Annotated in this window: 21 protein-coding genes; 16 read left to right on the forward strand and 5 right to left on the reverse strand. The window is 42.4% G+C overall.

Annotated elements, in window-relative coordinates; genetic code table 11:
- Position 1 precedes the first annotated feature (1 nt).
- From FTT85_RS03395 to FTT85_RS03405, 3 genes are read left to right on the forward strand one after another with little or no spacing between them, the layout of a single operon-like run.
- Positions 2 to 832: a MetQ/NlpA family ABC transporter substrate-binding protein gene (locus FTT85_RS03395; RefSeq protein ID WP_180123837.1), complete on the forward strand. Its 831-nt coding sequence runs from the start codon at positions 2 to 4 to the stop codon at positions 830 to 832.
- A 10-nt stretch (positions 833 to 842) separates the two neighbouring features.
- On the forward strand, positions 843 to 1,913 hold the full coding sequence (locus FTT85_RS03400; protein ID WP_180182859.1) for a methionine ABC transporter ATP-binding protein: 1,071 nt from the start codon (positions 843 to 845) through the stop codon (positions 1,911 to 1,913).
- Entirely contained in the window at positions 1,894 to 2,553 is a 660-nt protein-coding gene (locus tag FTT85_RS03405) for a methionine ABC transporter permease (RefSeq protein WP_078191524.1), read from the forward strand. The genes FTT85_RS03400 and FTT85_RS03405 overlap by 20 nt, the downstream gene beginning before the upstream one ends.
- A 140-nt stretch (positions 2,554 to 2,693) precedes the next feature.
- Here the strand turns inward: FTT85_RS03405 and FTT85_RS03410 are convergent, their stop codons facing one another.
- Positions 2,694 to 4,394: an NAD-dependent malic enzyme gene (locus FTT85_RS03410; RefSeq protein WP_180182860.1), complete on the reverse strand. Its 1,701-nt coding sequence runs from the start codon at positions 4,392 to 4,394 to the stop codon at positions 2,694 to 2,696.
- Positions 4,395 to 4,794: 400 nt separating this feature from the next.
- Between FTT85_RS03410 and FTT85_RS03415 the strand changes: the two genes are divergently transcribed.
- Complete coding sequence (locus tag FTT85_RS03415) at positions 4,795 to 6,006, forward strand: iron-containing alcohol dehydrogenase (RefSeq protein ID WP_078191526.1); 1,212 nt, start codon at positions 4,795 to 4,797, stop codon at positions 6,004 to 6,006.
- A 246-nt stretch (positions 6,007 to 6,252) separates the two neighbouring features.
- On the forward strand, positions 6,253 to 7,215 hold the full coding sequence (locus tag FTT85_RS03420) for an alpha/beta hydrolase (protein WP_180182861.1): 963 nt from the start codon (positions 6,253 to 6,255) through the stop codon (positions 7,213 to 7,215).
- Between the two features lie 21 nt (positions 7,216 to 7,236).
- On the opposite strand, the gene FTT85_RS03425 is transcribed toward FTT85_RS03420, so the two are convergent.
- A complete protein-coding gene (locus tag FTT85_RS03425; protein WP_180041639.1) occupies positions 7,237 to 8,418 on the reverse strand; it encodes a transcriptional regulator in 1,182 nt (393 codons plus the stop codon).
- 221 nt (positions 8,419 to 8,639) lie between these two features.
- On the opposite strand from FTT85_RS03425, the gene FTT85_RS03430 reads away from it, so the two are divergent.
- Both FTT85_RS03430 and FTT85_RS03435 read left to right on the forward strand, forming a co-directional pair.
- On the forward strand, positions 8,640 to 10,151 hold the full coding sequence (locus FTT85_RS03430; protein WP_078194071.1) for an aldehyde dehydrogenase family protein: 1,512 nt from the start codon (positions 8,640 to 8,642) through the stop codon (positions 10,149 to 10,151).
- Between the two features lie 153 nt (positions 10,152 to 10,304).
- Positions 10,305 to 10,880 (forward strand): hypothetical protein, encoded by a 576-nt coding sequence (locus tag FTT85_RS03435; protein ID WP_180022197.1) that lies wholly within the window; start codon positions 10,305 to 10,307, stop codon positions 10,878 to 10,880.
- Between the two features lie 191 nt (positions 10,881 to 11,071).
- On the opposite strand, the gene FTT85_RS03440 is transcribed toward FTT85_RS03435, so the two are convergent.
- Both FTT85_RS03440 and FTT85_RS03445 read right to left on the reverse strand, forming a co-directional pair.
- The gene (locus tag FTT85_RS03440) at positions 11,072 to 11,677 is read right to left on the reverse strand and encodes a 2-hydroxychromene-2-carboxylate isomerase (RefSeq protein WP_180182862.1); all 606 of its coding nucleotides are present in this window, start codon (positions 11,675 to 11,677) and stop codon (positions 11,072 to 11,074) included.
- 50 nt (positions 11,678 to 11,727) lie between these two features.
- Entirely contained in the window at positions 11,728 to 12,477 is a 750-nt protein-coding gene (locus tag FTT85_RS03445) for an SDR family oxidoreductase (RefSeq protein WP_180173816.1), read from the reverse strand.
- Between the two features lie 131 nt (positions 12,478 to 12,608).
- Between FTT85_RS03445 and FTT85_RS03450 the strand changes: the two genes are divergently transcribed.
- From FTT85_RS03450 to FTT85_RS03490, 9 genes are all read left to right on the forward strand, one after another.
- The gene (locus tag FTT85_RS03450) at positions 12,609 to 13,181 is read left to right on the forward strand and encodes a TetR/AcrR family transcriptional regulator (RefSeq protein WP_180173815.1); all 573 of its coding nucleotides are present in this window, start codon (positions 12,609 to 12,611) and stop codon (positions 13,179 to 13,181) included.
- A gap of 314 nt (positions 13,182 to 13,495) precedes the next feature.
- On the forward strand, positions 13,496 to 14,617 hold the full coding sequence (ribBA, locus tag FTT85_RS03455) for a bifunctional 3,4-dihydroxy-2-butanone-4-phosphate synthase/GTP cyclohydrolase II (RefSeq protein WP_180182863.1): 1,122 nt from the start codon (positions 13,496 to 13,498) through the stop codon (positions 14,615 to 14,617).
- A gap of 11 nt (positions 14,618 to 14,628) precedes the next feature.
- Positions 14,629 to 15,099 carry a 6,7-dimethyl-8-ribityllumazine synthase gene (ribE, locus tag FTT85_RS03460; RefSeq protein ID WP_180073534.1) on the forward strand — a complete coding sequence of 157 codons (471 nt, stop codon included), beginning with the start codon at positions 14,629 to 14,631 and terminating at the stop codon, positions 15,097 to 15,099.
- 4 nt (positions 15,100 to 15,103) lie between these two features.
- Positions 15,104 to 15,553, forward strand: coding sequence for a transcription antitermination factor NusB (nusB, locus tag FTT85_RS03465; RefSeq protein WP_078191534.1), 450 nt, complete (start codon positions 15,104 to 15,106; stop codon positions 15,551 to 15,553).
- A gap of 20 nt (positions 15,554 to 15,573) precedes the next feature.
- Positions 15,574 to 16,491 carry a thiamine-phosphate kinase gene (thiL, locus tag FTT85_RS03470; protein WP_180182864.1) on the forward strand — a complete coding sequence of 306 codons (918 nt, stop codon included), beginning with the start codon at positions 15,574 to 15,576 and terminating at the stop codon, positions 16,489 to 16,491.
- A gap of 22 nt (positions 16,492 to 16,513) precedes the next feature.
- Positions 16,514 to 16,990 (forward strand): phosphatidylglycerophosphatase A, encoded by a 477-nt coding sequence (locus FTT85_RS03475; protein ID WP_180055734.1) that lies wholly within the window; start codon positions 16,514 to 16,516, stop codon positions 16,988 to 16,990.
- 21 nt (positions 16,991 to 17,011) lie between these two features.
- A complete protein-coding gene (glmU, locus tag FTT85_RS03480) occupies positions 17,012 to 18,376 on the forward strand; it encodes a bifunctional UDP-N-acetylglucosamine diphosphorylase/glucosamine-1-phosphate N-acetyltransferase GlmU (RefSeq protein ID WP_180182865.1) in 1,365 nt (454 codons plus the stop codon).
- Between the two features lie 12 nt (positions 18,377 to 18,388).
- Positions 18,389 to 20,227: a glutamine--fructose-6-phosphate transaminase (isomerizing) gene (gene glmS / locus FTT85_RS03485; RefSeq protein ID WP_180182866.1), complete on the forward strand. Its 1,839-nt coding sequence runs from the start codon at positions 18,389 to 18,391 to the stop codon at positions 20,225 to 20,227.
- 56 nt (positions 20,228 to 20,283) lie between these two features.
- Complete coding sequence (locus FTT85_RS03490) at positions 20,284 to 21,654, forward strand: phosphomannomutase CpsG (protein ID WP_180182867.1); 1,371 nt, start codon at positions 20,284 to 20,286, stop codon at positions 21,652 to 21,654.
- A 106-nt stretch (positions 21,655 to 21,760) separates the two neighbouring features.
- Here FTT85_RS03490 and FTT85_RS03495 read toward each other — a convergent pair whose 3' ends face one another.
- A complete protein-coding gene (locus FTT85_RS03495; protein ID WP_180182868.1) occupies positions 21,761 to 23,203 on the reverse strand; it encodes a capsule assembly Wzi family protein in 1,443 nt (480 codons plus the stop codon).
- Positions 23,204 to 23,359: the final 156 nt, after the last annotated feature.

Here is a 23,359-nt window from a genome sequence, read left to right on the forward strand (position 1 = left end):
CATGGCACAAACAGCAAAATCTAAATTCACACTGATTGGTGTGATCGTGGCCATCTTGGTGATTGGCTTAGTTATTTGGAATCAACAAAAGAAAAATCATCAAAGTGAATTGGTGATTGGGATTAGCCCATCTTTTGCTAAACCCTTACAAGTCGCCGCAGATGAAGCCAAGCAGCAAGGACTGAACGTGAAATTGGTGGAATTTTCGGACTGGAATACCCCGAATATCACCCTAAACCACGGCGATATTGACGCGAACTTTTTCCAACATCAGCCGTTTCTAGACAATGCAAAAAAAGAAACGGATTTTAAAATCAAAGCCTTTGATGTCGGTGCTGCTACCCATGTCGGACTGTATTCAAAAAAGTATAAAAACTTTGCTGATTTACCCCATAAAGCCAAAGTGGTGATTCCGAATGATCCGGTCAATCAGGGCCGTGCCTTACAACTGCTACAGCAAGCCAAGCTCATTGAACTGAAACAGCCAGATAACTTTTTATCGACTTTAAATGACATTGCAGCGAATCCTAAACAGCTTCAATTTATTGAGGTGGAAGGCCCTCAAACGGCACGTGCAATTGATGATGTCGATCTGGCTTTTGGCTATCCACATTATTTACGTTTAGCAAAAACTGCCGATCCTGAAAATGCATTGTTATTTGACTCCAATACCGACAAGCGTTTTGCCATCTTATTTGCCGTTCGTGATGACTATGTAGATCGTGACGATAAACTGCGTAAATTTGTCGATATTTATCAAAACTCACCTAAAGTTAAACAGGCATTGGACGCAGATTTTGGTGCAAAACTGTGGTTCCCTGGTTGGAAATAAGGAGTCGCTCATGGTGAGTTTCGGTTCATCGGTTGAATTTGCCGTTCCGCATATCCAAATCAAAAATTTAAATAAATTTTATGATGTGCAAGGACAGCAGGTTCATGCCTTAAAAGATATCAATCTGAATATTCCACAAGGCAAAATATTCGGCATTATTGGGAAAAGTGGCGCGGGTAAATCCTCACTGATTCGAACGCTGAATGGCTTAGAACAAATCAGTGATGGCAGTATTCACATCCATCAACAGGAATTATCAAGCTTAAATCACGCAGAGTTGATTGCTCTGCGTCAACGCATTGGCATGATTTTTCAGCATTTTAATTTGATGTCTGCCAAAACCGTGTATGACAATATCGCGCTGCCCCTTAAAATCGCCAATTTCAGTCAAGCCGATATCGCTCAGCGAGTGAATGAAGTGCTGAAGTTGGTAGGTCTTGAAAATAAAGCAGCGCACTACCCTTCTCAACTTTCGGGCGGGCAAAAACAACGTGTTGGGATTGCACGAGCGTTAGTTCATCATCCAGAAATTTTACTCTGTGATGAAGCGACTTCTGCACTCGATCCAGAAAGTACTTCTGTTGTGCTGTCTTTGCTTAAAGAAATTAATCAAAAGCTCGGTATCACCATTGTGTTGATTACCCATGAAATGCAGGTCATTCGAGAGATTTGCGATCAGGTTGTAGTGATCGATCAAGGCGAAATTGTAGAAGCAGGACAGGTTTGGAAAGTGTTTTCTACGCCTCAGCAGCAGATCGCACAAGAGTTACTCAACCTTGAACAACTTGATTTACCAAGCGACATTCAGCCACAACCGTCAGATTCAAATGATCAAATCATTTTAAAATTACGCTATGAATCGACACTACAACAGTCGCCTGACTTAAAGTTTATTTTTGATCAATTTCAGGCGCCAGTACATCTGTATCAAAGTCATATCGATAGTATTCAAGGGCATTTAATTGGCTCGTTGATTGTTGCTGTAGACCACAGCCATTTAGAGATCAACGCCTTATCTGAACAACTTAAACACCATATCGCACAGATTGAGGTACTTGGCTATGCACGACCAACTCATTGATTTACTGATTAGTGGAACCATTGATACTTTACTGATGGTCGGCGTTTCAGCTTTTGTGGCCTTTCTGATCGGCCTGCCTTTAGCAGTCGTATTGGTGTGTAGTGCTGAACACGGGATTTATCCTTCAAAAAGCCTAAACCACACCCTAGGTTGGTTGGTCAATATTACCCGTTCGGTGCCTTTTCTTATTTTAATGGTGGCGCTCATTCCGCTCACGCGCTTTATTGTGGGCACCAGTTATGGCGTTTGGGCTGCCGTCGTGCCTTTAACCCTTGCGGCCACGCCTTTTTTTGCACGCATTGCAGAAGTGAGTTTACGTGAAGTCGATCAAGGTCTGATTGAGGCCGCTCAAGCCATCGGCTGTAATCGCAAACAAATCATTTGGCATGTGCTGCTCCCTGAAGCGCTTCCTGGCATCGTCGCGGGCTTTACTGTGACTTTGGTGACCATGATTAATTCTTCTGCCATTGCAGGAGCTATCGGTGCAGGTGGTTTGGGGGATATTGCTTACCGTTACGGTTATCAACGCTTTGATATGCAAATCATGCTGGCAGTGATAGTGGTCTTGGTCGCGATCGTGATGCTGGTTCAAGCCTGTGGAGATCACATTTCCAACCAGCTCGATAAACGCAAAATTTAAAACGACCCTCACGATTATTTTTCGTATTTCTTAGAAAAATAATATGCCGCTACACATAAAAAAATACCCTAATCTGGATTAGGGTATTTTTTCGATCCGATGCAAAATCGATTCTGTTCAAACAGGATCTTTAGACCGAATTAATAGGTCACACGGACATAATCACGATATTCAGGTTTCCAGAAATTCTCTTCAATGGCCTGTTCTAGTACTTCAATGCTGACATTTGGCGCAACACCATCAGCAATCGCAGCTAATGCCACTTTCAATGCGATTTTCTTCGAAATATCCTGTAAATAATCCAAACTTGGCAATAAATCGGCATTTGGATCTGCCAATTTTGGTGAACAGTCTGCCAACGCCGTACTAGATGCCATCAGCATATTTTCCGTCACACGTTTCGCCCCAGATGCAATCACACCCAGTCCAATCCCCGGGAAAATATAGGAGTTATTGCACTGTGAAATATGATGAATCTTGCCGTGATAATTCACTGGTGCAAATGGACTACCAGTCGCAATCAGAGCCTTACCTTTGGTCCACTCGATAATATCTGCAGGCACCGCTTCGACACGCGATGTTGGATTAGACAGTGGCAACACAATAGGCTGTTCACAATTCGCAGCCATCGTTTCAATGACCTCTTGGCTAAACAGTCCCGGTTGTCCCGAAACCCCAATCAATACAGTCGGTTTGGCATGTGTAACTACATCCAAGAGTGAAATAACCGAATCTGCATTTGCCCAATGAGCAACGTTATCTGGTGCTTGTGCAAGTTTGCGTTGGAAATCTAAAAGATTCGGCTGATTTTCAGTAATTAAACCAAAGCGATCGACCATAAACACCCGCGCACGCGCTTGAGCATCGGTTAAACCTTCCGCCACCATTTGCTTGATGATCTGTTCTGCAATCCCACAACCTGCTGAACCCGCCCCTAAGAAGGTGACGATTTGATCTTTGAGCTGTTTACCTGCTGCGCGTGATGCTGCTATTAAACTTCCGACAGACACTGCTGCTGTCCCTTGAATATCGTCATTGAAGCAGCAAATTTTATCGCGATATTTTTCCAGTAAAGGCATCGCATTTTTTTGTGCAAAGTCTTCAAATTGAATCAGCGCTTTAGGCCAACGTTGTTGTATGGCTTTAATCACGTCATCGACAAATTGATAATATTCTTCACCGCTGATACGAGGCTGACTCCATCCCATATAAATCGGGTCATTCAACAGCTGTTGGTTATTGGTTCCGACATCTAAAGTAATCGGCAATGTATAAGCTGGACTGATCCCACCACATGCGGTGTAGAGCGACAACTTACCAATTGGAATCCCCATCCCCCCAATGCCTTGGTCACCTAATCCAAGAATACGTTCACCATCCGTAATCACGATCACTTTCACGTTCTTTTTATTCACGTTATGAATAATTTGGTCAATATGATCACGGTCAGGATATGAAATAAAGATCCCACGATGACGACGGTAAATATCTGAAAAGCGCTGACAAGCTTCACCCACTGTTGGTGTATAGATGATCGGCATCATCTCACTGAGGTGGTTTTCAATTAAGTGATAGAACAGCGTCTCGTTGGTGTCTTGAATATTACGCAGGTAAATATGCTTATTGATATCACTATTAAATGCACAATATTGCTGATAAGAACGCTGACTTTGCTCCTCAATGCTTTCTGTGACGTGTGGAATTAAACCGTGCAAATTAAAGCTCTTACGTTCATCTTCATTAAACGCAGAGCCTTTATTTAAAAGTGGGAGTTCTAAAAGTGTATTTCCGGCATAAGGAATATATAAAGGACGTTTCGTTTTCAAATTTTCACTAGGCATTATTTAACTCGTTTAATTAATCTTTTGTTTCGCACTGCAAAAAGCGAAATGCACAAAAGTGACTATCTCGTTATTTGTTATAGCCTATCCTGATTCGAGCGCTTTGGGGCATTTAGTAAATTGATAGTAGTTTTAGTTAGATTTTATAATCTGATAACTCGATCATGCATCCAATCATCGCAACGCCTATTTTGGCTTAAACATATACGACTTTTAGCGAATTTTAGAAAATAGCAAAAATAATTAATGATTAAATTTCAGTCAATTAAATAAACTCAATACAAAGCCCTAAATTTGGTAGGTCTTTGGTAGGTGTGAATTTAAAACATCCCTCGCAATACTCAGTTTAGGTGAGTATCACCCATAACAAATGACAATGAATGGTAGAAGGAATCGCACCATGGCTTTTAAAAATATTGCAGATCAAACAAACGGTTTTTACATCCCTTGTGTTTCACTTTTTGGCCCCGGCTGTGCTAAAGAAATTGGTGCAAAAGCGCAAAATCTTGGCGCAAAGAAAGCGCTTATCGTGACCGATGCCGGTCTATACAAATTTGGTGTGGCAGACACCATTGCCGCATATTTAACTGAAGCTGGCGTAGAAAGTCACATCTTCCCGGGCGCAGAACCCAACCCAACTGACACCAACGTGCATAGCGGTGTAGATGCCTATAATGACAATGGCTGTGATTTTATTGTCTCTCTCGGTGGCGGCTCTTCTCATGACTGTGCCAAAGGCATTGGCTTAGTCACTGCGGGTGGTGGTCATATTCGTGACTATGAAGGCATCGATAAAAGTACAGTCCCAATGACTCCACTCATTGCGATTAATACCACCGCAGGTACGGCATCAGAAATGACCCGTTTCTGTATCATTACCAATACTGACACCCACGTTAAAATGGCGATTGTCGATTGGCGTTGTACCCCTCTTATCGCCATTGATGACCCGAAGCTGATGATTGCGAAACCTGCGGCGCTCACTGCAGCAACCGGTATGGATGCCTTAACGCATGCGGTCGAAGCTTATGTGTCTACAGCAGCCAATCCCATTACCGATGCTTGTGCTGAAAAGGCCATTGCAATGATCAGTGAATGGCTCAGCCCTGCCGTAGCCAATGGCGAAAACCTAGAAGCACGTGATGCGATGAGCTATGCACAGTACTTAGCAGGAATGGCTTTTAACAATGCCTCTTTAGGTTATGTCCACGCGATGGCCCACCAACTCGGCGGCTTCTACAACTTGCCACATGGCGTATGTAATGCCGTGCTGTTACCACATGTTTGCGAATTCAACCTGATCGCCTGCCCTGACCGCTATGCACGTATCGCGCAGCTCATGGGTGTGCCAACCGATGGTTTAACCGTAACTGAAGCGGCTTATGCAGCGATTGCAGCAATCCGTGAACTGTCTGCTTCGATTGGCATTCCATCGAGTCTTTCCGAACTCGGTGTGAAAGAACAAGACCTCAGCATCATGTCTGAAAATGCGCAAAAAGATGCCTGCATGCTGACCAATCCACGTAAAGCGAATCATGCTCAAGTGGTTGATATTTTCAAGGCAGCGCTTAAAGCCAATGCTTCTGTCGTCGACTTCAAAGCAGCAGTTTAAGTTAAGCCCAAAAAGTCTTCATGTTTAAGTGACCCAAGTGCCTACATTACCCTTTGAGTCTGGTGATGTAGGCTCAACTGAATCCATTTCACCTTTTATTTCAGGAAAGCGACTATAGATTGGTCGCTTTCATACTGAGGTCACTCTTTTTTTAGTTCGTAAATCAGCATCGATTATTCATTTGACAAAAGCTCATGGCTCATCAAGGATAAAGCATAATGTCCAATAATATTGATGAGTATAATAATGAGCCATTCACCAATTCAGTATCAGCCTGACATTTTGGGCGCAGGCTATGAACAAGCCACGCTGACCTTCCCTGATGATTATGAAGGCCCTGTGGTTGCCACACTGGTTCGCAAAAAAGCAGCGGCCCCCACCTCCAAAGCGGTGCTCTATATCCATGGCTTTATCGATTATTTTTTCCAAACCGAAATGGCCGAACGCTTTAATCGGCACGGTTTCGACTTTTATGCCTTAGATTTAAGAAAATATGGCCGCTCAATCCGCCCGCATCAAAAATACTATAATGTGCATGCACTGTCTGAATATGATGCCGAAATAGATCAAGCCTTAGCGATCATTGCTGATGAAGGTCATGATGCCTTACTGCTCTGTGGTCATTCAACGGGAGGCTTAACTACCACCTTGTATGCGGCGCATCATCAAAATCATCCTTTAATTCAAGCCCTTTGGGTCAATAGCCCATTTTATGATTTCAACATGAATCCAGTGAAACGCGCACTGGGTATTCCACAGCTCAGTAAATTGGCAAAAACCTTTCCCAATTTAAAATTTCCAAGTGAACTGAATAAATGGTACACCGCCAGCTTACACCGTGAACTCAAGGGTGAATGGGACTTCAATTTAGACTGGAAAAAGACCCGCTACCCAATGGTGTATTTAAGTTTTGTACGGACAATTTATGAGGCTCAAAAGGAGATCCACCGAGGTGTCAGCCTAGATGTACCTGTCTTGGTCATGCACTCGCATCAAACTAAAAATCCCAAAAAATGGGGTAAAGCAGCGCAGACCAGTGATGTGATTTTGGGTGTAAAAGATATCCAAAAATATGCCAAGAAAATTCAAGGCGATGTCACCATTCAAAGCATTCACAATGGCTTGCATGATTTAGTACTTTCGGAAAAAACCGCGCGAGAACAAGTCTATACCAAGCTCTTTCAATGGCTGGCCAATAAAGGCCTTTAATAGCCTGAATCACATTGCAAATTACTGTTTTAGTTTCAACAAAGTCTGATGTACGGGATGTGATCTGGGCATCAGCTCGATCAGGCGTTCAACCGCATCGATAGCTTCAGGGAAACGCGCGACATGTTTGAGTAGAACATCCGTTTCTTTGGCATTAAAAATCGCTTGGCTTAATCGTGACTCAAGACAATCACGCCATGCCCCTAAAAAAGGACTTTCGGTTTTGGCCAAGAAAACCCCTGAACACAGTTTTAATGCAGAATCGAGATAACCTGCATCTAAAGCTTGCTCGGCTTGTAAAAAGTCGGCTTCGACTTGCGCCAATAAGCGATAGGGTCTTGAGCCTAACATGCCACCCAAAATATCGCGTAGCTGCGACATTTCCGCTTTTAAAGTCCCAACACTCACCTTACGTTCACCATATAAGGCTTGATGCAAAGTATCTAAGGTCATGCCTTGCGGACATAGCGCCAAGATGGTCAAAATTTCTATTTGCCGCGGGGTCAGCACCATCACTTTGCCATTAAATAACACTTGCGGCACAGCAAAGGCCCGAATATACAAATGCTGTTTTTGAAAATCGAGTAAAGCCGATTGAATAATCGAAGCGCAGCGTTCAGCCGCAAGTAGCCCTAAACTATTGTGGTTTTTCCACACGGTGGATAAATCAACCACGCCCAAAATTTGCTGCGTATGTGGATCGATAATCGGTGCTGCATAGCAGACCCATTCATGTACTGATGGCATGTAATGTTCATTTGAAAACACACAACTCGACTGTTGGGTTTTTAAAGACAACGCTAATGCATTGGTGCCGACCAATTCTTCGCGCCATTGCCCACCTGCAATAAAATGCACACTTTCCGCAGCACTTTGCATTTGCCGACTCGACGCACTCCAAATAATCGTGCTCCCCACATCGCCTACGGCAAGTACCATCGACGATTGTTCGGCAATGTGTTTTAAATCTTCGGCACAATGTTGCAACGCGTGATGCAATGCCGACTGCTGTTGACTCTGAGGACTTAAATTCACCAAAGGCGCAGCACTCCGGTTTTCCGGAATTTCCGCCTGCGCCGATCGCTGCCAAGAACTCGCAATGCTCTCATTCAATTGCGAGCTTTGCTGCTTTGACAGACTCATGCCCTGCCTTAACCGTTCGACATTCTGTCGTTTTTCAGATAAATCCTTCTGTATCATCATTCATTATTCTCACAACAATTCATGACTAAAAATCCGTTTCCCAGCTTTTGTTTTTAAGACTGAAAAAAAATATTGTAAACCTTCTTGTCTCCAACCTTTTTCCAACCTTATACAGGCTATGCTAATCAAATAATGTACAAAAGTACCTTATACCAAAGCTGTAGATTGCCACAGATGGGCAGCCCAACAAGATCATAATAAACAAGCAAAGGAAAATTCATATGCGTTATGTCGATCCTAATCAACCCGGTTCAAAAGTTCAGTTTAAAGCTCAGTATGAAAACCTGATTGGTGGCCAATGGGTCGCGCCAGTGAAAGGTGAATACTTTGAAAATATCTCCCCTGTAGACGGTAAAGTTTTTACCAAAGTGCCACGTTCTTCTGCTGAAGATATCGAATTGGCTTTGGATGCAGCGCATAAAGCCAAAGCCCAATGGAACGCCTCTTCCCCAACGACACGCTCAAATATTTTATTAAAAATTGCCGATCGACTTGAAGAAAACCTAGAGCTCCTTGCAGTTGCAGAAACATGGGACAACGGTAAACCGATTCGTGAAACCTTAGCCGCTGATATTCCACTTTGTATCGATCACTTCCGTTATTTTGCCGGCTGTATCCGTGCCCAAGAAGGCGGCATTTCTGAAATTGATGAAAATACTATTGCTTACCATTTCCATGAACCACTTGGTGTGGTCGGTCAAATTATTCCGTGGAATTTCCCAATCTTGATGGCGGCTTGGAAACTTGCTCCAGCATTGGCTGCGGGTAACTGCATCGTGTTGAAACCTGCGGAGCAAACGCCTGTCAGCATCTTGGTCTTGGCTGAACTCATTCAAGATCTACTCCCACCGGGCGTGCTGAATATTGTGAATGGTTATGGTGTTGAAGTCGGTCGTCCATTGGCGACCAATCCACGCATCTCAAAAATCGCCTTCACCGGTTCAACCGCTGTGGGTCAAATGATCATGCAATATGCGACTGAAAATATCATTCCTGTGACTTTAGAACTTGGCGGAAAATCACCAAATATCTTCTTTGAAGACATCATGGACAAAGACGATGAGTTCTTAGATAAAACGCTCGAAGGTTTTGCCATGTTTGCGCTGAACCAAGGTGAAATCTGTACCTGTCCTTCACGTGCTTTGGTACAGGAAAGCATTGCTGATCGATTCTTGGAAATGGCTGTCGAGCGTGTCAAACGTATTAAGACTGGTCATCCTTTAGATACCGACACTATGATTGGCGCACAAGCATCGCAAGAGCAGCAAGATAAAATCTTGGGCTGTATCGCTACAGGTAAAAATGAAGGCGCACAGCTCATTACTGGTGGTGATCCACGTAATGAAGTCGGTACAGGTTTTTATATTGAACCAACCATTTTTAAAGGCACCAATGACATGAAGATTTTCCAAGAAGAAATCTTCGGCCCTGTGCTTTCAGTAGCAACCTTTAAAGACTTTGATGATGCCATTAAAATTGCCAATGACACCATTTATGGTCTAGGTGCAGGGGTTTGGTCACGTTCAGCGCATACTTCTTATCGTGCGGGTCGTGCTATTCAGGCAGGTCGTGTATGGACCAACTGTTATCATATCTACCCTGCACACGCAGCATTCGGTGGCTACAAAAAATCAGGGATTGGCCGTGAAAACCACAAAATGATGCTTGATCATTATCAACAAACCAAAAACTTGTTGGTGAGCTATGACACCAAGCCAATGGGCTTCTTCTAAGTCTGAATATTGAAAAACAAAAAGCGAACTTCGGTTCGCTTTTTTTGTTAGAAGCCTCTTCAAAGAATTCATTAAAATTTCTTTTAAAAAGCTGCAAATTTTCTTATGCTTGCTAAACAAATAACTTTATTAATTAAAAATATTTAAATAGCTATGAAATATTGTGTCTCCTGTGGAGAAAAAGCATTAGTACAACATCACTTTTGTAGTGCCTGTGGTCATTCATTTGGTGATCAAGTGTCAGACAAACCTAAGCAAGCACGTTATCCAGCATTTGTGCCCAACCAAGATGATATTTCGACCTATGAACATCATCTCAAATACTTAAACAAATTAAGCTCTTTCCAAAGCAAAGTATTCTATCTTTTCTTCTTTGGTGCTTTCGCGGTCATGTTTTTTACTTTCACAAGTGTATTTTCAGGTTGGGCGTCTGTTTCCAAAGCATTTGAATCTATATGGCTATTTCCTTTTTGTATCATCAGTTGTATTGCCATAAAATTTACAAGTTTGGACTATTGGCTTGCTAAACAAATTTATGGTCGAAATTATCGTTATAAAGACAATGGATTAAGACTCGTTTACCAAGAGCTACCAAGCGCTAAAAATCATAAAGATGAATTTATCTGTATCTTTTGCGGCAATAAACGATTCTTTCGTAAAGGTATTTATGCAAGCGATTCATGCACCGTAAATTGCACCAAATGTCAGCATTATTTATATACGGAATAAAGCTTAAGTTTTTTAAGTTAGTACGCCAAAAATAAGACTCAATACAAATGAAAGCTGAGTAAAAGTAGATGTAAGTAAGACAATCAGCCATGATCCATTCTATAATTTTACTTACATCTACAATAACTTCTGCATTCCCGTCCTAAAACTGGTGTTCATATTCAGTAGCATTCACTCAAGTATTCGTCCAATTAGGCTGATCGTGATGAAGCCTGTAAAGCCGCCTCAACAAAATGTAAATGATCAACACCCCAATATAACTCATCATCGACAAACCAACTTGGCGCCCCAAACACACCACGTGCAATGGCTTCTTCGGTAATAACTTTAAGCTCAGACTTTACTTTTTCATCTTCAAGCCATGATTTAACCTGCGCTACCTCCAATCCAAGCTCTTGCATCAATTGAATTAATTCATTGAGATCATTTAAATTGCGTGGCTGACCAAACATTGCGTTAAAAATACCCGTCAGTACATTGAGAAATACTTCAGGCTGAAATAATTGGACTGCGGTTATCAAACGCATCAACTGCAAAGTATTGATTGGAAAATACGGATTCATCTGTACTGGTATCTGCCATAACTTTCCCCAACGTTGAAGATCGATCATGGAATAACGTGCCTTGGCAGGCACAGCCATCGGACTACTGTTGCCAGTAGCTTTAAACACTCCACCCAATAACATCGGTTTCCAGATAATCTCTGCCTGATATTGCTCAGCAATGTGCTGAATACGGTGAAATCCAATGTAGCTATATGGGCTGCCGACATCAAAATAAAATTCAATGACTTTCATTTTTTTCGTCCTTTTTTTGCTTGTTTGTCCTAATATTTTTAAATCAGTGCTTACCAGCGTTCCATCCACGGTCGCAGATCTAATTCATGCGTCCATGCATCTCGTGGTTGCTGTGAGAGATGCCAATAATTTTCTGCAATATGTACTGGATTTAAAATACCATCTTGCGCTTTTTTTGCGTACAAATCGGGAAAAGTCTCTTTAATAAAGTCGGTATCAATCGCCCCATCAACCACCACATGCGCCACATGAATATTTCTAGGCCCAAGTTCACGCGCCATGCTTTGTGCCAAGGCACGAAGCGCATGTTTTGCGCCAGCAAAAGCGGCAAAGCCTGCGGCACCACGAACCCCAGCCGTCGCACCCGTAAAAATAATTGTGCCAGATTCACGGCTCACCATGCGCTTCGCCACTTCCCGACCCGTTAAAAATGCCGAGAAACATGCCATTTCCCATATTTTGAAATATTTACGTGCAGTTTCTTCCAAAATACTACATGGCACATTGGCACCAATATTAAAGACCATGACCTCAATCGGGCCAATGTTTGATTCAATGTGCTCGATGAGTTCAATCACTTGCTCTTCTTTTCGAGCATCTGAACCAAAGCCAAAAGCAGTCCCTCCCTGCGCTTGAATTTCAGCAATTAAGGGCTGTAATTTGTCGACATTACGCCGCGTCATACATGCGGTATAACCACCACGAGCAAAGCGTTTGGCAATTTCACCGCCGGTGGCATCTCCTGCACCAATGATCAATGCCACACCTTTGACAGGCTTAGATATATGATTATTTTCCATGACGATCTCCTCGTGCTGGATAGTTTTTATATTCCATTTGCGAACAATTTTATTGAATAACGATCGTTACTATAACGAATACTATGTTATGATGAATTTATCGTCAATCATAATTTTTTAGGGTCATGTACATGCGCTATAAACCCGAATACAAACAACAAAAACGACAAGAATTGCTCAACATTACGGGGCAAATTGCGAAAAAAAATGGCTTTGCTGCAACAGGTGTTGACGGCTTAATGAAAGCTGCAGGTGTAACTAGTGGCGCATTCTATTCACATTTTTCGTCAAAACAGGATTTACTCAGAGCATTGGTTGAATATGAATTGCAGCAAAGCTTTAACATGTGGCAAAGCAACCCGCATCATAATGCAGCCGACTGGATTAATTTTGAATTAGACCGTTACTTAACCCCTTCCCACCTTGAACATCCTGAACAAGGCTGTGTTTTGCCGACACTTGCGACCGAAGTAGCTCGCGCAGATGACACGATTAAACAGGCCTATGAAAAGGAATTACTGCGCGGTCATGCTTTATTTAGCGCACATTTGGCGAGTGAAGAAAAAGCTTGGGCCATAATGTCCCAACTGGTCGGTGCGGTTTTAATTGCACGGGCAATGCATGATCCCGAATTACAAAAAAGCATTTTGCAGGCCAATAAAATGATCATTCAAGATTATTTAGCTGCACACTCAGCTGCATAAATGACGATTATTTTATGTGATCCTTCATGTAGTTATGCGATTAAACGCTTCCGATAAACTGTCAGCTCCCTTTGGCTTAATTATTCAATATCCGTATAAGGTTGCCAATTTTTATGCTTTTCAATCGCTTAAAGATTGGGCATAAATGGCACAATTCAAATAAAGTCCTCTTTTCAAGGTTCTGACGACTGTGTATAACAATGAGCCATTAAAGGAAAATGATAAGCATAGGCAAAGAACGCAAAAAAACGTTAGACTATGCAACAATCAATGCAAGTAAATGTCATTCGAGACAAACAAAAAGGTGAAGATTGATGCCGCTCAATACTGTTGAAGAGCTCGTAGCTGATATTCGTGCAGGAAAAATGGTCATCCTGATGGATGATGAAGATCGTGAAAATGAAGGCGACCTTGTTATCGCTGCGACCCACGTACGCCCTGAAGATATCAACTTCATGATTACGCATGCGCGTGGTCTTGTATGCTTAACGCTCAGCAAAGAGCGTTGCCAACAGTTAAATCTACCACTCATGGTAGATGCCAATGGTGCACAGCACGGCACCAACTTTACCTTGTCGATTGAAGCAGCAAATGGCATTTCAACAGGCATCTCACCTGCTGAACGTGCACATACCATTCAAACGGCGGTGGCAGCACATGCTAAACCGGCTGACATCGTACAGCCAGGCCATATTTTCCCGCTGATGGCACAGCCTGGTGGTGTCCTACACCGTGCCGGTCATACTGAAGCCGGTTGTGACTTATCTCGTTTAGCTGGCCTAGAACCCGCATCTGTGATTTGTGAAATCATCAATGAAGACGGCACTATGGCACGTCGCCCAGACCTTGAAGTGTTTGCTGAAAAGCATGGTCTGAAAATTGGCACCATTGCTGATCTGATCCATTACCGTATGACCAATGAGCAAACGGTTGAGCGTATTGACCAGCAAACTATAGATACTGAATACGGTGTGTTTGATCTCTATCGTTATCGTGAAATCGGCAACCCGGACATTCATTTGGCACTGGTGAAAGGCCAGCCTAAAGATGGCGTAACCACAGTCCGTGTACATGGTTTCAGCCCAGTTCGTGACTTATTAAAACTCAATAAACAAGATGGTGCTCCGGCGTGGAATCTCGATAAAGCACTCAAAGAAATCGCATCCAGCGATCGTGGTGTTTTAGTATGGATTGGTCAGCGTCATTTACAGGACTTAGGCCCTGCTTTAGAAAATTTAACTGCACCGAAAAATGTTAAATCCAATGCGGCACTGTCTCAGCAGTATCAAACCATTGGTGTGGGTGCACAAATTTTACGTGATTTAGGCGTGGAAAAAATGAAGCTTCTTAGCTCGCCATTACGCTTTAATGCATTATCAGGTTTTAACTTAGAAGTGGTGGAATACATCACCGCAAATCAAACATCAGAGAAATAATCGAGGTTGCTATGGCAGTTCGCCGTATTGAAGGTATGTTACATCTCGCGAACGAAGACCGTTATGCGATTTTAGTTGGTCGTTTTAATAGCTTTGTTGTTGAACATTTGCTAGAAGGTGCCGTTGATACATTGAAACGTCATGGCGTATCAGAGGATAATATCACTGTTGTTCATGCACCGGGTGCTTGGGAACTTCCTGTGGTTGCGAAGAAACTTGCAGCTTCAGGTCGTTTCGATGCCATCATCGCGCTTGGCGCAGTGATTCGTGGTAGCACGCCTCACTTCGATTTTGTTGCTGGCGAATGTGCCAAAGGTTTAGGCGTTGTTGGTCTAGACACTGGCTTACCAGTAATTAATGGTGTATTGACTACGGATAGTATTGAACAAGCGATTGAACGCTCAGGTACAAAAGCAGGCAATAAAGGTAGTGAAGCTGCCTTGACTGCTATTGAAATGGTTAACTTGTTAAAGGCTATTTAACGCTATGTCGCAAACACTTCAAGCAACTTATGCAGCAAAACGTAAAGCACGTCGCTTTGCTGTACAAGGAATTTATGAATGGCAAATGAGCCGCAATCCTGTCCATGAGATTGAAGCACGTACACGTGTGGATAATGCCATGCACAAGGTCGACCTCGGCTATTACCACGAGTTATTGACCGAGGTTGTTGCCAATCATGAAGCATTGGATGCGCTTTTAATCCCTGTACTCGATCGTGAAGTAGACGCTTTAGATGGTGTTGAACTTGCAACACTTCGTCTTGGTGCATATGAACTCAAAGAACATCTTGAGATTCCATATCGCGTCGTGTTAGATGAAGCGATCGAGTTAGCTAAACATTTTGGCGGTGCAGACAGCCATAAATACATCAATGGTGTATTGGATCGTTTAGCGACTACATTGCGTGCAGCAGAAAAACAACAAGCTAATTAATTTTTTAAGTAGTACGTTGTATGGCTGAGTTCTCGATCATTGATACCTATTTTAATCGTCAGAATATTAATTCTGTCGATTTAGGGGTCGGTGATGACTCAGCCTTGCTCACCCCTCCTCCACAGCAACAATTGGTCATCTGTGCTGATACACTGGTTGCTGGACGTCACTTCCCTCTCGACACAAAACCACATGCCATCGGCTGGAAATCTGTTGCTGTCAACCTCTCTGACATTGCTGCAATGGGTGCCAAACCACACAGTATTTTATTGGCATTGAGCCTACCCCAAATTGATCATGACTGGCTCAAAGGCTTTAGTCAGGGTTTATATGATTGTTGCGATCAATTTGGTGTGAGTTTAATTGGTGGTGATACCACACAAAGTCCTCATCTGACGATTTCAGTCACAGCCCTCGGCTGGGTTGAATCGGGACAAGCCGTCCCGCGTTCAGGTGCCCAAATCGGTGATTATATCTGCGTCAGCGGACAAGTCGGTGACGCAGCATTTGGCTTAAACCATTTAGGTCATCGCTTACAGCACCGTTTAGATTATCCCACACCCCGTTGCTTACTGGGCCAACAGCTCAAAGGCTTAGCCAACAGTATGATTGATGTCTCTGATGGGCTCGCACAAGATTTAGGACATATCCTCGCCGCTTCAAACGTCGGTGCAGAAATTGAATTAGATCAACTTCCTATCGATCACGATGTAAAACAATTACAACAAGAAAAGCAGTGGCAATACGCCCTCGCGGGTGGAGATGACTACGAGTTATGCTTTACAATAAGTCCGCAGAATTATAAAAAACTTCTGCAACTAGAATTAGATGCAAACATTAGTAAAATCGGTCAAATCACCCCTAATTTGGGAATCCGTTATAACAACCACGGTGTTGACCAAGTCATAAAATTTAAGGGATACCAGCATTTTGCATAAGCCAGCCATTAACTTTAAATCCATGTCTTGGTTTAACCGAGTCATCGCCTTTTGTGGCGTGGGATTTGGTTCGGGTCTTGCACCCAAAGCACCGGGCACCTTTGGCTCTGCTTTTGCTTTGTTGTTTATTCCAGGTTGGCTTGCAATCGGCTTTTTCAACTCCATTATAGTCATGATCATCATGTCGATTATTGGGATCTATATTTGTGGTCAAACCGCCAAAGTCATGGGTGTTCATGACGATGGTCGCATCGTATGGGATGAATTTGCCGGTCAGTCCATTACCTTCCTCCCAATTTTATATCTTGGGCAAATGAGCTGGACTTGGGCATTGATTGGTTTTGCGTTATTCCGTTTATTTGATGTCTGGAAACCGTGGCCTATTCGTGTCATTGACCGTCAAGTCGGTGGTGGCTTTGGCATCATGTTCGACGACATCATTGCGGGTCTTTGGGCCGCACTTTGCATCTGTATTTATTTTTATATTGTGTCTATGTAATAGAAACACCTAGGATTAAACATGTCTACTAGCGTTATTATTCTTGCTGCAGGTAAAGGAACACGTATGCGTTCACGTTTACCCAAAGTTTTACAATCCCTCGCAGGACAACCGCTGCTCGGTCATGTCATCAACACGGCGAAAAAACTAAATGCAGAAGAAATAATTACCATCTATGGGCATGGCGGTGAATTGGTACAAAACGCGTTTGCACATGAAAATGTCAAATGGGTTGAACAAGCAGAACAATTGGGTACAGGCCATGCAGTCAAAGTGACTCTGCCTGTCCTAGCAAAAACTGGGATTTCTTTGATTCTCTCGGGTGATGTGCCTTGCATCACTGAAGCAACATTACAAAAACTATTAGATGCATCTGCTCAAACAGGTATAGGTTTAGTAACCTTAACGGTTAATGATGCGACAGGTTACGGGCGTATTGTTCGTGAAAATGGCAAAATTCAAGCCATTGTTGAACACAAAGATGCCTCTGAAGAACAACGTAAAATCAAAGAATTTAATACCGGTATTTATGCAGTAAGCAATGCCAAATTGCATGAATGGTTACCAAAATTAAGCAATAATAATGCGCAAGGTGAATATTACCTGACCGATATCGTTGCCATGGCGATTGCCGACGGTCTCGAAGTTGCATCTGTTGAACCAGAGCGTGCATTCGAAGTGGAAGGTGTCAATGACCGCGTACAATTGGCAGCCCTTGAGCGTGAATTTCAAGCATTCCAAGCTAAACAACTGATGCAACAAGGCGTTCACCTGATTGATCCTGCACGTTTCGACTTACGTGGCACACTGACTGTTGGTCAAGATGTCCGTATCGATATCAACGTGATTATTGAAGGTGATGTTGAACTCGGTGATAACGTTGAAATTGGTGCAGGTTGTATCATTAAAAACTCCAAGATTGCGGCAGGCACTAAAGTTCAACCATATAGCGTTTTTGACAGTGCCATTGTTGGTGAAGACGCTCAAATCGGTCCATTTGCACGTTTACGCCCTGGCGCAAAATTAGCTGCAGAAGTACATATTGGTAACTTTGTTGAAGTTAAAAATACCACTGTCGGGTTAGGCTCAAAAGCCAACCACTTTACCTATTTAGGTGATGCAGAAGTCGGCGCAGGTTCAAACATTGGCGCAGGTACCATTACCTGCAACTATGATGGCGCAAACAAATTTAAAACCATTATCGGTGACTCAGCCTTCATCGGCTCAAATAGCTCATTAGTCGCTCCTGTCACCATTGGTCATGGTGCAACAGTGGGTGCTGGCTCAACCATTACACGTGACGTGGCAGACAATAGCCTTGCGGTAGAACGTTCGAAGCAATTTGCCAAAGAAAACTATCAACGTCCCCAAAAATTGAAGAAATAAGAGGATTAAATTATGTGCGGTATTGTCGGTGGCGTTGCAGAACGTAGTATTACCAATATTTTAATTGAAGGCTTAAAGCGTCTTGAATATCGTGGCTATGACTCTGCGGGTTTAGCGCTGATTAATAAAGGCCATGTTCTACGTGAACGTCGCGTAGGTAAAGTTGCAAATCTTGAACAAGCCGTTGAAGAAGCAGATATCGCAGGTTCGGTCGGTATTGCACATACGCGCTGGGCAACCCATGGTAAACCGACTGAAAATAATGCCCATCCGCATATTTCAGGTAATGTTGCTGTTGTTCACAATGGTATTATTGAAAACTATCAAGAGCTTAAAGATGATCTTGAAGCGCTTGGTTATGTCTTTACATCACAAACAGATACAGAAGTTGTTGCACATTTAGTCAATGACGCTTTAAAAAGCACCCCGAGTCTTTTAGAAGCGGTTAAAAGTGTCGTACCTCAACTCAAAGGTGCTTATGCACTGGGTATCGTACATACCGACCATCCTGATGAATTAATCACGGTGCGTGAAGGTTCACCTCTCGTGATTGGTGTCGGTATTGGCGAGAACTTTATTAGCTCGGATCAATTGGCACTTTTACCAATTACCAACCGTTTTATCTACCTTGAAGAAGGTGATATTGCACGTTTGACACGTAATACTATTGAAGTATTCGTCGATGGTAAATTGGTGAATCGTCCAATCAAAGAGCTTGATGCGACTGTAAGCAATGCTTCAAAAGGTGAATATAAACACTATATGCTCAAAGAAATTTATGAGCAGCCTGAAGCGATTAAGCAAACGATTTCACAAGCATTAAATGGTAATGCGCTTCGTGATGATTTCCTTGCCAATGCAGCTCAAGATTTCAGCCAAATTCAACAAGTGCAAATCATCGCTTGTGGTACTAGCTACCATGCCGGCATGATTGCCAAATATTGGTTTGAACAACTGATTGATGTGCCTTGCCAAGTCGAAATTGCCAGTGAATTCCGTTATCGTTCGCCTGTGATTGTGAATAACACCCTCTATGTGTGTATTTCTCAATCAGGTGAAACAGCCGATACTTTAGCTGCACTGCGTGATACACAAAAGCGTGCTGCTGCTAAAGGCTTAGACATTACCACCATGACTATTTGTAACGTTGCGACGTCTTCAATGGTCCGTGAAACCAACTACAGCTTGTTGACTCTTGCAGGCCCTGAAATTGGTGTAGCTTCGACCAAAGCATTTACTACGCAGCTTGCAGCACTCATGCTTTTAGTTCTAAAAATGGGGCAAATTAAGCAGACCATTTCTGAAACTCAAATTGCTGAAATTATTGCAGACTTGTGGCATACGCCTAAGGTGATTTTAGATACTTTACAAAATAATGCTGAGATTCTACGTCTATCAGAATTATTTGTTGAAAAAAATCACTGCCTATTCTTGGGTCGTGGAACTGAGTTCCCTATCGCTCTTGAAGGTGCTTTGAAACTCAAAGAGATTTCATACATCCATGCTGAAGGCTATGCGGCTGGTGAGTTAAAACATGGTCCATTGGCACTGGTTGACAATGATATGCCTGTGGTGATTCTTGCTCCACAAGATGACATGTTGGATAAACTCAAATCGAATATGGAAGAAGTGCAAGCGCGTGGTGGTGAGTTGTTTGTCTTTGCAGATGAGAATAGCGGTATTAAAGCCAAAGATCGTCAACACGTGGTTTATGTGCCAAGTGTGAATGAAATCTTGTCACCAATCGTATACAGCGTACCCGTGCAATTACTCTCTTATCATGTTGCAGTGCTGCGTGGAACAGATGTCGATCAGCCACGTAACTTGGCGAAGTCTGTGACGGTGGAATAATAATTTTTGATCAAGGGCTGGAATTTCCAGCCTTTTTTTCTATATTTGGAAATAACATGACAATGCTTACTTGTTTTAAAGCCTATGACATTCGCGGCAAACTTGGTACAGAACTCAATGAAGAGATTGCCTATAAAATTGGCCGTGCCTATGGGCAAATTTATCAACCTAAAACAGTGGTTGTGGGCTGCGACATCCGTCTCAGCAGTGAAGATTTAAAACAAGCCACCATCAAAGGTCTGAATGATGCGGGTGTTGATGTATTAGATTTAGGTATGACGGGGACTGAAGAAGTCTATTTCGGTGCCTTTCATCTAGATGTTCAAGGTGGGATCGAAATCACGGCAAGCCACAACCCGATGGACTATAACGGCATGAAATTGGTCCGCGAAAATGCACGTCCGATTGGAGCCGATTCAGGGTTAAAAGAAATTCGCTTATTGGCTGAATCAGGCAACTTTAATGAAGTTATCACTAAAGGCAAAACTGAAAAATACAATATTCTTCCTGAATATATTGATCATTTAATGTCTTATATTGATCCTGCCAAAATTCGCCCACTTAAATTGGTCATGAATGCGGGCAATGGCGCGGCTGGTCATGTGGTCGATGCCATTGAAGTAAAGTTCAAACAACTTAACATTCCTGTTGAATTTGTGAAAATTCACAATGATGCTGATGGTACTTTCCCGAATGGTATTCCCAACCCGATTTTAGTTGAAAACCGTGACAGCACCCGTAATGCGGTGATTGACCATCATGCAGATATGGGTATCGCGTGGGATGGTGACTTTGACCGCTGCTTCTTATTTGATGAAAAAGGTCAATTCATTGAAGGCTATTATATTGTCGGTCTATTGGCACAAGCGTTCTTACTGAAACAATCTGGTGAGAAAATTGTGCATGACCCTCGTCTGGTTTGGAATACCTTTGATGTGATTGAACAATATCAAGGTGAAGCGATTCAGTCTAAATCAGGGCATTCATACATTAAAGAAAAAATGCGTGAGCACAATGCAGTGTATGGCGGTGAAATGTCAGCACATCATTACTTCCGTGATTTTGCTTACTGTGACAGTGGTATGATTCCTTGGTTATTGGCAATTTCTGTACTCTCAGAAACCCAGCAAACATTGTCTTCACTGGTTGAAGGTATGATTGAAAAGTTCCCTTGTTCGGGTGAAATCAATTTTAAAGTTGCGGATACTCAAGCCACCATTCAAAAGATTTTTGATCACTTTGCCGATCAAAATCCTGCGATTGATGAAACGGATGGTGTCAGTCTAAATTTTGGTGCATGGCGCTTCAATGTTCGAGCATCGAATACTGAACCACTTTTACGTTTAAATATTGAAAGCCGAAAAGATCAAAATCCAAAACCAATGCAAGATTATGTCGATGAATTAACACAGCTGATTCAAGGTTAGTATTGTTCTGCATTCCAATAAAAAAAACCATTCAACTTATTCATTAAGTTGAATGGTTTTTTTCTTAGCTCAACTAGAAAGAAATTCTATTTAAGCTGACAACTTATTAAAATAATGAACGATCCAATGGAATTTCGACTCCGATAGACACTCCCGCATCTTGACCATAGACATCAGAATCACTCACCCATCCATTCAGCTTCAATGGCGCATTTGGTTTTAAGTAATGTGTCCAAGTAAGATCTAAAGCTTTAATTTCATCTTTTTGCGCAAATGCATGATTATTTATTGAATTTGACTGATTCACTTTGGCCATCATTACTCGACCATTTAAGCGATTCATAACATCAAAGCGAATGTCTCCACCGAGACTTAGCATTTGACCATCCCCACCCATGGCATGCCCTAACGGGAAGCCGTGTTGGTAATAACCATCTTTATAAATATAGTGATTATAGGAAATACCTTGTACGTCTCCATTGGTTCGAGTATCAGCCCATTCTGCATACACCTGCAAAGGTAAATTATTCAATTGTGAAGAATAATCGACACCTGCTAAATACATTTTTTTTGAAGGAAGAAGCCCAGCTTCATCTTCACCGACATATTGCCCATAAAGGCTAATCGGCACACCACTCCAGTGGTTTAAATTAAGGCGTGCATCAAAACCCGCAATTTGATTAGACTTATCTAGATCGCCATCATAAAAGTTGTCATTACCTTTAATTGCATTCCATAATGAGTCAAAACTTTCTGACCGCCCTTCACCTCCCCATTGAAGAATTCGAGAAGCACCTAGCTCCAAGTACGGCAATGGCTGTGCAGTTAGACGCAGCCCTAATAGTTTGGCATCTGGAATTGCATGGTAATCATCTAATTGACCTGCAAAGGCTTGATATTGCCAAGGACCAATCCATGACAGCCACTTTGTTTCAAATGCTAGTTGTTCAGCGCGCTGCATAGTAAAACCATAAACAGGGCGACTCGCATCACCACGGATTAGGCTTCCTTCATGTCCAGGTCCCCAATAGGTTGGGATTTGTCCCGCAATCAACCATTGATTCCACAATTTTCCTGCAATATAAGAACCTTCTACATTTACATCTTGTCCATGGTCAATGATTTGATCTTTTTCAGCATTGACTCGCAGTCTTGCATCCCACTGCGTTCCACCTGCATTCAATTCAAGTGCCGCTTGATATTGCGATTTTTGCTCATCTGCAAATTTTTGTGGAATGTTTTGTGGATCTGTTTCAGCAAATAAAGCGAGCTTAATAGAGGTATTTTCTGCTTCTAAATTTGCCATAACCGAACTGACAACTTTCTGCTGAGCATTATTTTCAATTTTGGCAGTAGATAATGCACGCTGAATTTCTTCACCACTCAATGGCCAAGTCGAAGTGCTGATTTGAATCACACCTTGTTGGTTCAGCCAATTTAGATCTGTACGTAGACCATCATTATTCAAAATGATCCCTTGAGCGTAAACCGGCAGAGCTAGAGAAGAAAAAATGGCAAATGATAAAACCCTAAGATATTGATATTTCATATATTATTTCAGTCAATTTATCTTTCACATATGATAACGATTTTTTTCAAACAAAAGATAAGATCTATCATCATTTTTGCACAATCAATACATGATTCAATACTTAAGTTAAATAGTTAGAAGTATGACAAATACAAAATTTGCCATACTGTCTTT

The organism is Acinetobacter sp. YH01020, from assembly GCF_013420275.1.
Taxonomy (GTDB): Bacteria; Pseudomonadota; Gammaproteobacteria; order Pseudomonadales; family Moraxellaceae; genus Acinetobacter; species Acinetobacter amyesii.

Coding starts and splice junctions, on each gene's coding strand:
- FTT85_RS03395 (WP_180123837.1), top strand. CDS start 2: ATGGCACAAACAGCAAAATCTAAATTCACACTGATTGGTGTGATCGTG.
- FTT85_RS03400 (WP_180182859.1), top strand. CDS start 843: ATGGTGAGTTTCGGTTCATCGGTTGAATTTGCCGTTCCGCATATCCAA.
- FTT85_RS03405 (WP_078191524.1), top strand. CDS start 1,894: ATGCACGACCAACTCATTGATTTACTGATTAGTGGAACCATTGATACT.
- FTT85_RS03410 (WP_180182860.1), bottom strand. CDS start 4,394: ATGCCTAGTGAAAATTTGAAAACGAAACGTCCTTTATATATTCCTTAT.
- FTT85_RS03415 (WP_078191526.1), top strand. CDS start 4,795: ATGGCTTTTAAAAATATTGCAGATCAAACAAACGGTTTTTACATCCCT.
- FTT85_RS03420 (WP_180182861.1), top strand. CDS start 6,253: ATGAGCCATTCACCAATTCAGTATCAGCCTGACATTTTGGGCGCAGGC.
- FTT85_RS03425 (WP_180041639.1), bottom strand. CDS start 8,418: ATGATGATACAGAAGGATTTATCTGAAAAACGACAGAATGTCGAACGG.
- FTT85_RS03430 (WP_078194071.1), top strand. CDS start 8,640: ATGCGTTATGTCGATCCTAATCAACCCGGTTCAAAAGTTCAGTTTAAA.
- FTT85_RS03435 (WP_180022197.1), top strand. CDS start 10,305: ATGAAATATTGTGTCTCCTGTGGAGAAAAAGCATTAGTACAACATCAC.
- FTT85_RS03440 (WP_180182862.1), bottom strand. CDS start 11,677: ATGAAAGTCATTGAATTTTATTTTGATGTCGGCAGCCCATATAGCTAC.
- FTT85_RS03445 (WP_180173816.1), bottom strand. CDS start 12,477: ATGGAAAATAATCATATATCTAAGCCTGTCAAAGGTGTGGCATTGATC.
- FTT85_RS03450 (WP_180173815.1), top strand. CDS start 12,609: ATGCGCTATAAACCCGAATACAAACAACAAAAACGACAAGAATTGCTC.
- ribBA (WP_180182863.1), top strand. CDS start 13,496: ATGCCGCTCAATACTGTTGAAGAGCTCGTAGCTGATATTCGTGCAGGA.
- ribE (WP_180073534.1), top strand. CDS start 14,629: ATGGCAGTTCGCCGTATTGAAGGTATGTTACATCTCGCGAACGAAGAC.
- nusB (WP_078191534.1), top strand. CDS start 15,104: ATGTCGCAAACACTTCAAGCAACTTATGCAGCAAAACGTAAAGCACGT.
- thiL (WP_180182864.1), top strand. CDS start 15,574: ATGGCTGAGTTCTCGATCATTGATACCTATTTTAATCGTCAGAATATT.
- FTT85_RS03475 (WP_180055734.1), top strand. CDS start 16,514: ATGTCTTGGTTTAACCGAGTCATCGCCTTTTGTGGCGTGGGATTTGGT.
- glmU (WP_180182865.1), top strand. CDS start 17,012: ATGTCTACTAGCGTTATTATTCTTGCTGCAGGTAAAGGAACACGTATG.
- glmS (WP_180182866.1), top strand. CDS start 18,389: ATGTGCGGTATTGTCGGTGGCGTTGCAGAACGTAGTATTACCAATATT.
- FTT85_RS03490 (WP_180182867.1), top strand. CDS start 20,284: ATGACAATGCTTACTTGTTTTAAAGCCTATGACATTCGCGGCAAACTT.
- FTT85_RS03495 (WP_180182868.1), bottom strand. CDS start 23,203: ATGAAATATCAATATCTTAGGGTTTTATCATTTGCCATTTTTTCTTCT.